The organism is Curtobacterium sp. HSID17257 (assembly GCF_003989515.1).
Classification (GTDB): domain Bacteria; phylum Actinomycetota; class Actinomycetes; order Actinomycetales; family Microbacteriaceae; genus Curtobacterium.
Map to the genome: position 1 here is coordinate 1 of NZ_RBLU01000100.1, position 11,913 is coordinate 11,913.

Here is an 11,913-nt window from a genome sequence, read left to right on the forward strand (position 1 = left end):
TCGGTCGCGACCGCCGCGGTCGGCGTGGTCGGGTGGCGCGCGCTGCGGCCCGACGCGGCGATGTCCGACACCGACGCGGCAGCACCTCCGACGGCTCCCTGAGGCACGCGGCCGACGGACTGGAGGCACGTGGCGGCGCCGCCACGTGCCTCCAGTCCGTCGCGGCGGGGCCGGACCGCGATCGGGTCAGCCCACCACGGGGCCGAACCAGAGCAGGACCGGGGCGAGGACGAGCAGGATCGCGCTGATCCCGGTGACCGCGGAGGCGCGTCGGTCGTCACGTGCGTTCCGGGAGCGCGCGGCGAGGACGAGGGCCGTCCAGGTCGTTCCCCACGGGCCGACTGCCAGCAGGAGCACCAGCGGGTAGAGGAACAGGCTCCCCTGCGACCCGGTCACCAGCACGGGGAGCCAGAGCACTGCCCACAGGACCGCGAAGGCCGTGGCGGAGCCCACGAGCAGCGCACGCGCGACCTCGTAGCGCGCGTCCGTGGACGGCGGAGGACCTGCAACGGGGTGCACACCGCCACCGTAGCGCGAGCCCCGGGTCCCGGCTCGTGACGTGCGCGGCCGCCCTGGTGGGTGTCAGCGCGCTCCCGCCCGGCGGCGACTCCGCGGGAGCTGGCACAGCGGGGCGCACCCCCAGCGTGTCGGCTGGTCGAACTCGATGGCCGCCGCGGTCGGTGACCGGGAGGTCTGGGCCTGGACCTCGCGTCGCCGCCGTCGGACGCGCTGTTCCGGTGGAGCGCGCCGCACGTGCTCGCGATGCTCGAGCCGGCGGGGTCCCGACGACAGCCTGACCGGGCGACGGAACGGAGTCCCTGCCACCCTCCGGGGCGGCGCCGCGCGGAGCTGCTGTGGGGCCGCCGCGCCGTCGTCGTCATCTCGCTCGTCGCCGGTGCGCAGTCCCGGGGAGCGGCGGTCCAGCGTGCCGGACGGGAGGCGCGGGGCGGTCCCGCCCCGCGCCTCCCGTCCGTCCGCGGTCCACCCGCTTCGAGTCGAGGACAGATCAGCTATCGTGCAGGCATGACTCCCGAACTGTGGATCGCCATCGCGGGCGCGGTCCTGCTCGTCGTCTTCTGGATCGGGCACTTCTTCGGGTGGTTCACGAGCAAGCACGGCCGCGGGCTGCCGGACGGATCGGCACCGACGATCCAGGGCAGCCAGGTGTCCCCACCGGACGTCGGCGGTCACGGTGGTGGCCACGCGGGCTGACCGCACCAAGAGCCCTGACGGGCCTGCGCTCAGTGCATGCAGGAGACCAGCTCCGACCGGTGGTTCGCAGTCCGGTGTGTGTTCCGCTACCGCCCGGGTACCTACGAGGAGCGGATCGTGACGGTCCTCGCCACGAGCGCCGAGGACGCCATCGCGAAGGCCGAGGACGATGCGGCCGAGTACGCGGACACCCTCGGTGCTGAGTACCTCGGCCTCGCGCAGTCGTACGAGCTCTTCGACGAGCCGGGCGACGGTGCCGAGGTGTTCTCGCTGATGCGCGACTCCGACCTGCCCGACGACGCGTACCTCGACGCCTTCTTCGACACGGGAGGCGAGCGACAGCGCGACATGGAGACGCCCGCGGCACCGCCGGATCGCCCCGCCGGTCCGCCGGTCGAGGAGACGAGCCCAGCCGACGGCGCGGATCTCGCCGCGCCGGGTGTCGGATCGACCGACGCGGGGGCGCGCTCGACCTGGACGATCAACCACTTCTCGCAGAGCAACCCTGCCGGCGACGGGCAGGGAGACGTCGCGGCACTGTTGCGTCGGGTGGCGCAGACGATCGACGACCTGGGAGACGTGTCGATCGAGGACATCACCTTCGCGAGCAGTGTGACCGCTGGCGAGGACGACCTCACCGTGACGGTCTCCTTCCATCCGGAGCCGCGCCGGCGCTGACTCGTGGATGCGCGCCGACTGCTCTCTGGCGCAGCGGGTCACGTGGTCCGAGTCGCGACGCACTACCGTCGCCTCATGAGCACGTTCTTCGTCGCAGGCAGCTGGCGGAACAGAGCGGCGGTGCTCGACGTCGTCGCGGCGCTCGACCAGACCGGAGCCACGTCGTACTCGTTCGTGCGCGCAGAGTACGACGCGGAGGCCGCCGTGCTCGCGGCCCCGGGAGGTGCGGACGACGCCGCTGTCGATTCGCCGGCCGTGCGGAAGCTCTTCGAGCAGGACCTGGCCGCGCTCCGAGCGGCCGAGCAGTTCGTGCTGGTGCTCCCGGCCGGCGCTGCTGCGCACGTCGAAGCAGGGATCGCCTTCGGCCTCGGCAAACGGTGCTGGGCCGTCGGGCCGGTCGATCGATCCGAAACGCTCTACCGGATCTTCGAGTCGATGGCACCCGATGCCGCAGGACTCATCGAACGACTCCGGGCCCTGCGCATCGTCTGACAGCCCGTGCGCAACCGGGCGAGGACGCTCGCCCGCTCCGGTCGTCCGACGGACGGCGGGGAAGGTCGAGGGTCCATGATGTGGCTGTGGCCACACATCCTCTCTGGCAGCCGTTCGCCGTAGGCAGCAACGCCGCTCGTCAGTCGCAGCGCGTCGCGTTCCGACAGGTCGACCCCGGCCCCCTGCAGACCTACGACTCGAGGTGGCCTGATGCCTTCGCGCGGGTACGAGACCTCGTCGTCCACGCGCTCGGCCCCGATCATCCCGTTGCGCACGTCGGCTCCACAGCCGTGCCCGGGACGGTCGCCAAGCCGGTCATCGACGCTGACCTGCTCGTGCCTGACCTCCTCGATGAACGCGCCTGGCTCCCGAAGCTCGAGGCTGTCGGGTTCCGTCTCGTCTTCCGCGACGCGGTGGCCGGTGATCCGCACCGTCAACTCACCCTCGGCGACCCCAACGCCAACCTGCACGTGTGGCAGCCCGAGGCGGTGGAGCCGCAACGACACCGCCTGTTCGTGGAGTGGCTGCGACGCCACTCCGAGGACCGTCAGGCCTACGCCGACGCGAAGGCGAAGGCCGTGCACGCGGAGGCAGGAGTGCGCTACAACGATGCGAAGGCCTCGGTCGTGTACGACATCTACGAACGCGCCTTCGCAGCGGACCCGCACCACGCCCACGACGCTCATCCGCGACCGTGACGACACCGGTCCCCGCGCCTGTGGGGCTGCTGGTCGAGCGTGCGGTCCTGCCTCGGATCAGGGCTTCGCCCCGTTGCCGAACGACCCGTGCAACGTCGTCCCGGCGAACGCGGTCCCGTCGATCACCGCGCGCACCCGCGCGAGCGTGGCGTCGTCCGCCGGCGAGACCCCGATGGTGAGCGAGCCGTAGTCGACGCGCAGCGTCTGCGGGATGCTCGCCTCGAGTCCGGTCACGCTGGGCGTGGCGGCGAGCGTGGCCAGCCCGGAGGCGACGCCGAGAGCGGTCTCGTCAGGGATCCGCTGGTCGAAGGTGCCCGAGTAGGTGACGCTGGAGAGGACGTGTCCCGGCCCGGCCGGCACCTGCAGCGTGAGGGTGACACCGGTCCAGGCGATCCGCTCCGTCATCGCCACCGGGACCGCCGCCGCTTCCGACGGGGTCGCGTCCGGGTCCATGGTGACCACGAAGGCGCTCGAGAACGAGTGCGACTCGGTCGCGCCGGCCGGGGGCGCGGGACGAGCCGAGGGCGTGGGCACCGGAGGGAGCCCGGGGTCGTCGGGGGAGACGGAGCCGATCGGGGGCGGTGCGGCCGGGCCGGCATCGCGGTTGTTCCATGCGTCGAGGCCAGGGGGCGTGACGTCCGTCCCGTCGGCGGCGGTCCAGCGCTGGTGCAGTTCGATCCGGTTCGTCGCGCTCGCGACGCCGGGGCTGGACTGCACGGCGCGGAGTGCGTCGTCGAGCGAGGATGCGACCTGCGGGTCCAGCTGCGGGACCGCCGCCACCGTCGTGGCGGAGGAGGCCGTACCTCCCGGACCGGCTGCGCATCCCGTGACCGAGACGAGCGTGATCACGAGGGCTGCGGTGACGGCGGCGGTTCGATGGAGCATCTCCCGACCGTACGGGCGCGGACGGCGCCGGCGCATCGACCGTTCGGCACAGATCGCGTGCGACGCTCGAGGGCACCCTCGACGCATCCCGCGAATCGGTCCAGTACCTGTTCAGTTCGATGGGTAGTGATGGCGGTCGCGCGGGGGTGAGACGTCGGTGAGGCAGGTCGCGAAACGCTACCGGACGGACTCCTGCCTACCGGCTGCGGAGAATGCCGAGGAACTCGTCGGCCATGCCGAGGTGCTGCTCGAGCTTGGCACGGCGTTCTTCGGTGTCGCGGATGTACTCGTCGAGCTGCCCGCGCAGCCGTTCGCGGTCAGCGTCGTCGTCGGCGGCTCCGAGGGCGTCGACGACGGCGAGGAGTTCGGCCATCTGTTCGAGGGTGAAGCCGAGGGGCTTCATCCGACGGATGATGAGCAGCCGGGCGAGGTCGGTGTCGGTGTAGAGCCGGAATCCGCCCTCGGTCCGGCCGGACGGGTGCAGGAGACCGACCTCGTCGTAGTGGCGGATCGTCCGGTTGGACAGGCCCGTACGATCGGCGAGTTCGCCGATGTGCATCGTCGTCGGTGCTGCCCGCTCCGTCATCCGTCGCTCCTTCGTGCTCGCGCTGTGCCCTGGCGAGCGTATCGCCGCCGGGCATGGGGCTCCTGCACCTGAGTCCGAGATCGCTCTGTCCACCACGGACGCCGCCCCTCCAGCGGACCTGACACAGACACCTGCTGATCTCGCCACGACGCCTGCTCGAGGCTCGTGGCCGTGGATCGCGGTGATCGCTGCCGGCGGTGTCCTCTCGGTGATGAGCGCGCCAGGGCAGACAGCAGGACTGTCGGTGTTCACGGACCTGTTGATCCGGGGACTCGGGATCTCCCGGACCGAGGTGTCGACGAGCTACCTCCTCGGAGCGTGCGTGCTGCCGTTGACCGTTCGGGCGTCGGACCGGAGGGAAGCGGCGACACGATCGCCATGACGACCCTCACCGGCGCACTCCTGCTGCTCCCGATCGTGCGGACCGGGTGGACGGCGGTCCCCCACGGGCTCGTCCTCGGCGCCGCCGGCGGAGCCCTGCGCGGCATCGACGTCGGCGGCAACCACACCACCCCGGTGCTGGTCTTCGCGATCCTCCCAGCCGTCGGCTCCGTCTTCGCCCGCGCTCCACGACACCCTTCACTCCGCAGCTGACCTGAGCGCACGCGTCGGGGCCAGCAGGGTGCGCCTCGGTGAGGGCGGGTCAGTGGGCGCGGAGTTCGTGGAGGAACTCGTCGACCATGTGGAGCTGCTCGTCGAGGCGGTTCCGACGCGTCTCCGCGTCCTGGATGAACGCAGCAATTCGGGACCGGACTGCGGTCACGTCGGCGCCGGGCTGCGCTTCGTCGAGCACCTTCACCGCGTCCACGAGGATCCCCGCTTCTCCGAGCGAGAACCCGAGCGGCTTCATCCGCCGCACCATCAGCAGCCGGGCGACGTCGTCCTCCGAGTACAGGCGGAACCCGCCGTCCGTCCGACCAGACGGGTGCAGCACCTCTGCGGCGTCGTAGTCGCGGATCGTCTTCACACTCAACCCGGTGCGCTCGGCGACCTCGCCGATGTGCATCAGGTACTCGTTCGACATCGTCACATCGTCACCCTCCACTTGCGCAACAACCCTTCCGTTGCGTTAGAGTCAAACTCTACCAACCTTCCCGCAGCGGAAGAGTTGAGATCGGCTGGACGCTCTGACGCCGCCGGCCGTGCGCGACGACGCGCCCCACGACAGCTCTCGCGGGCGCAGCGCCCGCACCCCAATCCGAAGGAGAACCGTGACCACCGTCACGCAGTCGGTGCCCGTTCAGGCGCACCACAGCCCCACCGTCCTGTCCGCACTGCGGAACCCGAAGATCCTGCTCCGCGAGGTCCTCGCCGGCCTCGTCGTCGCACTCGCCCTGATCCCCGAGGCGATCTCGTTCTCGATCATCGCCGGGGTCGACCCGCGCGTCGGCCTGTTCTCGGCGTTCGTGATGGCCGTCGTCATCTCGTTCGTCGGCGGCCGCGCCGCGATGATCACCGGCGCCACCGGAGCGATCGCCCTCGTCGTCGCCCCGGTGGTGAAGGAGCACGGCCTCGACTACCTCATCGCCACCGTCCTCCTCGGCGGGCTCTTCCAGCTCGTCCTCGGCGGACTGGGTGCGGCGAAGCTCATGCGGTTCGTGCCCCGGTCCGTGATGGTCGGGTTCGTCAACGCGCTCGCGATCCTCATCTTCACCGCGCAGCTGCCGAACATCATCGGCGTCGACTGGCTCGTCTGGCCGATCGCCGCCGCCGGCATCGCGATCATTGTCCTGCTGCCCCGGCTCACGAAGGCGATCCCTGCGCCCCTGGTCGCGATCGTCGTCCTGACCCTCGTGACCGTGTTCGCGTCGATCGCCGTCCCGACCGTCGGTGACGAGGGCAAGCTGCCCGACAGCCTCCCGACGCTGTTCATCCCGGACGTCCCGGTGAACCTCGAGACGCTCACGATCATCGCCCCGTACGCCCTCGCGATGGCGCTCGTCGGACTCCTCGAGTCGCTGATGACCGCGAAGCTCGTCGACGAGGTCACCGACACCGGTTCCCGGAAGACCCGTGAAGCCCTCGGGCAGGGCGTCGCGAACATCGCCTCCGGCCTCTTCGGCGGGATGGGCGGCTGCGCGATGATCGGGCAGACGATGATCAACGTCAAGGCCTCCGGCGCCCGCACCCGCATCTCCACGTTCCTGTCCGGCGTGTTCCTGCTGGTCCTCGTCGTCGGGCTCGGCGACGTCGTCGCGATCATCCCGATGGCAGCCCTCGTCGCGGTCATGGTGATGGTCTCCGTCGGCACCTTCGACTGGCACAGCGTCAAGCCCTCCACCCTCAAGCGGATGCCCGTCGGCGAGACCATCGTCATGGTCCTCACCGTCGTCATCGTCGTCGCCACCGACAACCTCGCCATCGGCGTCATCATCGGTGTCATCGCCGCGATGGTCGTCTTCGCCCGTCGCGTCTCCCACTTCACCAACGTCTCGCGGAGCATCGAGACCCTGCCGGGCGGAGCGCAGCACGCGCTCTACGCGGTCGAGGGCGAACTGTTCTTCGCCTCCTCCAACGACCTCACCACCCAGTTCGACTACTCGGGCGACCCCGAGCTCGTGATCATCGACATGACCAGGTCGCACGTCTGGGACGCCTCCACCGTCGCCGCGCTCGACGCGATCGAGACCAAGTACCACCAACACGGCAAGCGCGTCGAGATCCGCGGCATGAACGACGCCAGCCAGGCCTTCCACGGCCGCCTCGCCGGCAACCTCGGCTCCGGCCACTGAAGTCCCCTCCGACCTCCGCCCGGCCCCGATCCGGGGCACCGAGTGAACGGGCGGAGCAGCGAGGCCGGTTCCTGACCCACCGGCCTCAGGTGGGCACCGTCGTGTCGTTCCCGGACGGTGCCCACCCCTCAGGACCACCGAGGAGCCGACCGTGACCAGATCTCCCACCATCCACGACGTCGCCGCAGCCGCGCACGTCTCCCACCAGACCGTGTCCCGCGTCCTCAACAGCGCCACCAACGTCCGTCCCACGACACGAGCCCGCGTCGAACACGCGATCCATGCGCTCGGCTACACCCGCGACGACCGGGCAGCAGCGCTCGCACGTCGACCGAGGCGACGGAGTGATGGCTGACCAGCCGTCGTGCCCGGCCGGGAACGACGCGAGGCGGGATCCTCCTCGTCCGAGTGGAGAGAGCGCCGTCGTCTCGATGCGCGATCGGGAAGCAAGAACGTCTCTGCTCACCGGCAGGTCGATGCGGCGCGTGGTGAGCTGAGGTCATGCGCATTCGATCTACAGCAGTCGTCGTGGTCGACGAGCGGGTACTCGTCATCAAGCGGGTCAAGGACGGCCGGAGCTACTGCGTCCTCCCCGGCGGCGGCGTCGAGGAGGGCGAGGACCTCCGTGAGGCATGCCGGCGCGAACTGCTCGAGGAGACCGGACTCGACGGCACCGTGGGTGACCTGCTCGACGTCCCGCTGGCCCGCGACGTGCCTGCCGTGTACTTCGTGGTGCAGGTGACCTCCACGGAGCTGTCGCTCGGCGGGCCCGAGTCGCACCGCGCGTCGATGGACAACGAGTACGACCCGGCCTGGGTCGCCGCCTCGTCGCTCGACGGAGAACGCCTCGTTCCTGACGAAGCGAGGCGCGCAGTACACCTCGTCCTGAGCGCAGGATGACCGGTACCGAAGCCGCCTCGGTAGCCGGCGTGACGCAGGACTCGTCAGCGTCCGACGCGCCCCGGCCTCCTACTCGTCCGCTTGCGCCAGGTACGCGTCGACGTCAGCCGGACTCGTCGACCACCGGACGTCGAGCGCCCGGGTCAGGTGGTCGAGGATCCCCGGTTCCTCACCGGGGACGAGGTGGTGCCAGTTGCCGAAGTGGGCGATGGCCCGGCCGTCGGAGCCCCCTCGGTAGTCGGTGCGACGCAGGTCTCCTGGACTCGCGGATCGAGCAGGATCGGCACACGCTCCGGCTTCCGCTTCGCCACGGCGGCATGTGCGGCCGGTCGGGGGGTTGCGGAGCAGTAGACAGCGCAGTTCACTCGAGAGTGCACCGTGTTCCACTACGGCAGGGAGACCAGCACTGATGCGTTCGATCGTCTACACCAGCACGCAGACCCGTCCGATCACGGACACCGAGCTCGCGCAGATCCTCGCGGTCGGACGGGAGAAGAACAGCGCGCTCGGGGTGACCGGCATCCTGGCGCACAAGGGCGACAACTGCCTCGGGATCATCGAGGGAGACGACGAGACCGTCGCGGTCCGCTTCGAACAGGTCCGCCGTGACCCCCGGCACACGAACGTGCGGGTGCTGGCGGACGAGCCCGTCGCCCGGCGGTCGTTCCCGGACTGGTCGATGGCGTTCCAGCCGCTCGACCCGCTGATGCAGCAGGTCCCGGGCTTCAGCGACCTGTTCGGGCCCAGCCAGCCGGCGGACCCGTCGTTCGGGTTGACCCGGGCGCGAGGGCTGTTGGAGTGGTTCCGGAAGCACCCGCTGGCACCGTTGACGAGCCGGACAGCCGAAGCGGACGAAGCGCCCCGCACGCGTGCGATCAACGGCGCGATCACCGCGCTCCACGACGGCGGCGTCACCCGGTTCACCCTCGACGTCGTTGCCGAGCGTGCGGAGATGAGCGCGGACGAGCTCCGTGCGGTGTTCCCGACGGAACGGGCGCTGCTCGCCGCGACCGTCGAACGGTGGACGCAGACGATCGCGGCGCCGCTCGCGCCCTTGATGGCGGAGAAGGGCACGGTCCCGTTCCTGCACGCCCTCCTCGCCGCACACGCAGAGGAGCCGGCGCTGATGGAACTCCTCGCGGCGAGTCTCGCGTCCGCCGCTGACCCGACGGTGGACGGCGCCGACTACTACCGATCCACGTACCGGCGGTTCCGTCAGTCGATCCGTGACGGACTCGCGGCGGACGTCCGCGACGGACGGGAGCCGTCGACGATGGACCCGGTCCGGGGCGCGCAGCAGTTGCTGGCGCTGTACGACGGGCTGCGCCTGCAGGCGCTGCTCACCACGGACACGGACCTCGTCGACGCGTTCGACCGTGCGGCGACGCGGATGCGTCGCGGATGGTCCGAGCAGTACGAGCAGCCGTCGTACTGGGACACGCCGGACACCGAGGCCCGCTAGCGCCTGCGCGGGGTCGCGGTCCGTCGGTGACGGAGGGCTCGGCCCCACGTGCGGCGGACGGACTGCCCCGCGTGCCACGACGATCCGTGGCACGAGGGGCAGTCACACTCCGAGCAGCTGCGCGACCCGACCGGCCGCTCCGCTCCCCTACCGCTTCAGGTTCGTCAGCTCCTGCAGCACCTCGTCCGAGGTCGTGATGATCCGCGCGTTCGCCTGGAAGCCGCGCTGCGCCACGATCAGGTTGGTGAACTCCTGCGAGAGGTCCACGTTCGACATCTCGAGCGTGCCGGACGCGAGCGACCCGACCCCGGCGGACCCGGGCACGCCGACGTTCGCGGTGCCGGAGTTCGCGGTGGCGCGGTAGCCCGACGCACCGGTCTTCTCGAGGCCGGCCGGGTTGGCGAAGGTCGCCAGCGCGATGCGGCCGATCGCCAGCGAGGACCCGTTCGAGAACGACCCGACGACCGTGCCGTCCTTCGAGATCGAGTAGCCCTGCAGCGAGCCGGCCTCGTGCCCGTTCTGCGACGAGATCGACGCGGTGTTCAGGGCTGCGAAGCCGGAGAGCTGCGTCATGTCGACGGCGATGCCTCCGACCTGGAGCGTCTGGCCGGTGGTGATCTTGCCGTCGGCGCCGAAGGTGATCGCACCGGTGGCCGAGGTGCCCTGACCGTTCGAGGCGCTGACCGACCAGCCGGCGGCGGTGCGGGTGTAGCCGAGGGACAGGGTGTGCTTGGTGCCGTACTGGTCGTACACGGTGGCGTCGCGGTTGAGCGTCTCACCGACGGCGGTGTCGGAGGGCAGGTTGCCGGTGAGCGTCGCCGAGCTCGTCGCGGTCGCGGGCGCGGCGGCACCGATCGGCAGCATGATGTCGCTGAGGCCACCGCCGTCGTTCACGACGCCGTTCGTGGCCGAGTACCCCTGGACGATCTTGCCGTCGGCGGTGACGAGGCGACCGTCGGCATCGAAGTCGAATGCTCCGGCGCGCGAGTACACGGTGTCGCCACCGAGACGCGTGACGAAGAACCCGTCGCCCGAGATCATCAGGTCGGTGGCCTTGCCGGTGGCCTGTGCGGAGCCCTGGGCGAAGTTGGTGGAGACACCGGCGACCTGCACGCCGAGGCCGATCTGGGCGGGGTTCGTCCCGCCGATGCCGGTCTGCGGCCCCCCGGCGCCCTGGGTCATCTGCGACAGGGTGTCCTGGAAGACGGTGGTGGACGACTTGAAGCCGACGGTGTTCACATTGGCGATGTTGTTTCCAGTAACATCCAACATTTGCTGGTGGGAACGGAGACCGGAGATGCCGGAGTAGAGCGAGCGGAGCATGGTGCGACCTTTCGGTGAAGGAAGTCAGGAGGGGGGGAAGGAGCGCCAAGGGCGGGTCAGGCCGCCTTGATACCGGAGATCACGTCGAGGTCGACCTCCTTCCCGTTCACGGTCACGGTCGGCACGCTCTTCGCGTACGACACGGCGGTGGCGGTGCCCGAGACCGCGGTCCCGGTGCTCGCGTCGGTGTAGCTGACCTGCTTGCCGACGAGGTTCGCGGCGGCGATCCGCATCTGCAGCGAGAAGTTCTCGTTCGCCGTCGCGGTCTGGTTGGTGATCTGCTCCATCGTCGCGAGCTGCGTCTGCTGGCTGATCATCTGGTTCGTGTCCATCGGCGAGGACGGGTCCTGGTTCCGGAGCTGCGTGACGAGCAGCTTCATGAACACCTCGGAGTCCATGGTCTGGGACTTCTTCGCACTGGCGGTCTGCGCGAGGGCGGCTGCCTGTGTGGCAGCGTCCACCGAGCCGGTGATGCCGTCGAGGGGCATGGCGTGGTCTCCTTCGTGTCCGCGTCAGGCGAGGACGTCGAGTCCGACGGATCGGACGGTGGCGGGTCGGGTCGTGACCGGCGCTGTCGGGGTGGGGCGGGCCTCCAGGTCGGGTCCCGGACGAGGGCCTGACGGGGCCGGACGCTCGTCGCGACCCGGCTGCGCCCCCGGGTGGTTCTGCGACGACAGGTCGAGGGTCGTGGTGACCCCGCTGCCGGCTGCGTCGCGCCGGAGGTCCGGCAGCACCTGCCGGACCGCGTCGCGTCCGGCGTCCGACGCGGCGAACAGCTCGACGTGCATCCCGTGCGCAGTGACGTGCGCGCGGACGGTGACGGGACCGAGCTGGTCGGGGACGACCTGCACGGTGACGACGTGGTCGCCGGGGCCGGCCTGCGCGAGCGTGAACAGCGGACGGGCGAGCTGCTGCGCGAGGGGCGCGGGAGCGTTCGCCGTGGCC

The 11,913-nt window shown here is 70.5% G+C and carries 16 protein-coding genes; 9 read left to right on the forward strand and 7 right to left on the reverse strand.

Going from position 1 to position 11,913, the window contains the following annotated elements; translation table 11 throughout:
- Positions 1–186: 186 nt before the first annotated feature.
- Complete coding sequence (locus D8M35_RS13015; RefSeq protein ID WP_126892241.1) at positions 187–519, reverse strand: hypothetical protein; 333 nt, start codon at positions 517–519, stop codon at positions 187–189.
- Positions 520–1,023: 504 nt separating this feature from the next.
- Here D8M35_RS13015 and D8M35_RS13020 point away from each other — a divergent pair.
- From D8M35_RS13020 to D8M35_RS16645, 4 genes are all read left to right on the forward strand, one after another.
- Positions 1,024–1,212, forward strand: a complete 189-nt coding sequence (locus tag D8M35_RS13020) for a hypothetical protein (RefSeq protein ID WP_126892242.1) — start codon at positions 1,024–1,026, stop codon at positions 1,210–1,212.
- Between the two features lie 36 nt (positions 1,213–1,248).
- Complete coding sequence (locus D8M35_RS16935) at positions 1,249–1,890, forward strand: hypothetical protein (RefSeq protein WP_202976559.1); 642 nt, start codon at positions 1,249–1,251, stop codon at positions 1,888–1,890.
- 75 nt (positions 1,891–1,965) lie between these two features.
- Positions 1,966–2,382 carry a hypothetical protein gene (locus D8M35_RS16640; RefSeq protein ID WP_161972663.1) on the forward strand — a complete coding sequence of 139 codons (417 nt, stop codon included), beginning with the start codon at positions 1,966–1,968 and terminating at the stop codon, positions 2,380–2,382.
- A gap of 86 nt (positions 2,383–2,468) precedes the next feature.
- The gene (locus D8M35_RS16645) at positions 2,469–3,080 is read left to right on the forward strand and encodes a GrpB family protein (RefSeq protein ID WP_161972664.1); all 612 of its coding nucleotides are present in this window, start codon (positions 2,469–2,471) and stop codon (positions 3,078–3,080) included.
- Positions 3,081–3,137: 57 nt separating this feature from the next.
- On the opposite strand, the gene D8M35_RS13040 is transcribed toward D8M35_RS16645, so the two are convergent.
- Complete coding sequence (locus D8M35_RS13040; RefSeq protein ID WP_126892244.1) at positions 3,138–3,965, reverse strand: hypothetical protein; 828 nt, start codon at positions 3,963–3,965, stop codon at positions 3,138–3,140.
- 196 nt (positions 3,966–4,161) lie between these two features.
- Positions 4,162–4,551 (reverse strand): MerR family transcriptional regulator, encoded by a 390-nt coding sequence (locus D8M35_RS13045; RefSeq protein WP_126892245.1) that lies wholly within the window; start codon positions 4,549–4,551, stop codon positions 4,162–4,164.
- Positions 4,552–4,929: 378 nt separating this feature from the next.
- On the opposite strand from D8M35_RS13045, the gene D8M35_RS13050 reads away from it, so the two are divergent.
- Positions 4,930–5,145, forward strand: a complete 216-nt coding sequence (locus D8M35_RS13050) for a hypothetical protein (RefSeq protein WP_126892246.1) — start codon at positions 4,930–4,932, stop codon at positions 5,143–5,145.
- Between the two features lie 49 nt (positions 5,146–5,194).
- Here D8M35_RS13050 and D8M35_RS13055 read toward each other — a convergent pair whose 3' ends face one another.
- Positions 5,195–5,575, reverse strand: a complete 381-nt coding sequence (locus D8M35_RS13055; RefSeq protein WP_126892247.1) for a MerR family transcriptional regulator — start codon at positions 5,573–5,575, stop codon at positions 5,195–5,197.
- 187 nt (positions 5,576–5,762) lie between these two features.
- On the opposite strand from D8M35_RS13055, the gene D8M35_RS13060 reads away from it, so the two are divergent.
- The 4 genes from D8M35_RS13060 (at position 5,763) to D8M35_RS13075 (ending at position 9,645) form a co-directional block, all read left to right on the forward strand.
- Entirely contained in the window at positions 5,763–7,283 is a 1,521-nt protein-coding gene (locus tag D8M35_RS13060) for a SulP family inorganic anion transporter (RefSeq protein WP_174234749.1), read from the forward strand.
- A 151-nt stretch (positions 7,284–7,434) separates the two neighbouring features.
- Positions 7,435–7,638: a LacI family DNA-binding transcriptional regulator gene (locus D8M35_RS13065; RefSeq protein ID WP_126892248.1), complete on the forward strand. Its 204-nt coding sequence runs from the start codon at positions 7,435–7,437 to the stop codon at positions 7,636–7,638.
- Positions 7,639–7,784: 146 nt separating this feature from the next.
- Positions 7,785–8,183 carry an NUDIX domain-containing protein gene (locus D8M35_RS13070; protein WP_126892249.1) on the forward strand — a complete coding sequence of 133 codons (399 nt, stop codon included), beginning with the start codon at positions 7,785–7,787 and terminating at the stop codon, positions 8,181–8,183.
- Positions 8,184–8,592: 409 nt separating this feature from the next.
- Positions 8,593–9,645, forward strand: a complete 1,053-nt coding sequence (locus D8M35_RS13075) for a BLUF domain-containing protein (RefSeq protein WP_126892250.1) — start codon at positions 8,593–8,595, stop codon at positions 9,643–9,645.
- A 147-nt stretch (positions 9,646–9,792) separates the two neighbouring features.
- On the opposite strand, the gene D8M35_RS13080 is transcribed toward D8M35_RS13075, so the two are convergent.
- The 3 genes from D8M35_RS13080 to D8M35_RS13090 form a co-directional block, all read right to left on the reverse strand.
- Positions 9,793–10,968, reverse strand: coding sequence for a flagellar hook protein FlgE (locus D8M35_RS13080; protein ID WP_126892251.1), 1,176 nt, complete (start codon positions 10,966–10,968; stop codon positions 9,793–9,795).
- A 56-nt stretch (positions 10,969–11,024) separates the two neighbouring features.
- On the reverse strand, positions 11,025–11,456 hold the full coding sequence (locus D8M35_RS13085; protein WP_126892252.1) for a flagellar hook assembly protein FlgD: 432 nt from the start codon (positions 11,454–11,456) through the stop codon (positions 11,025–11,027).
- A gap of 24 nt (positions 11,457–11,480) precedes the next feature.
- Positions 11,481–11,913, reverse strand: a 433-nt coding sequence (locus D8M35_RS13090; protein WP_148113374.1) for a flagellar hook-length control protein FliK, incomplete at its 5' end; no start/stop codon positions are given.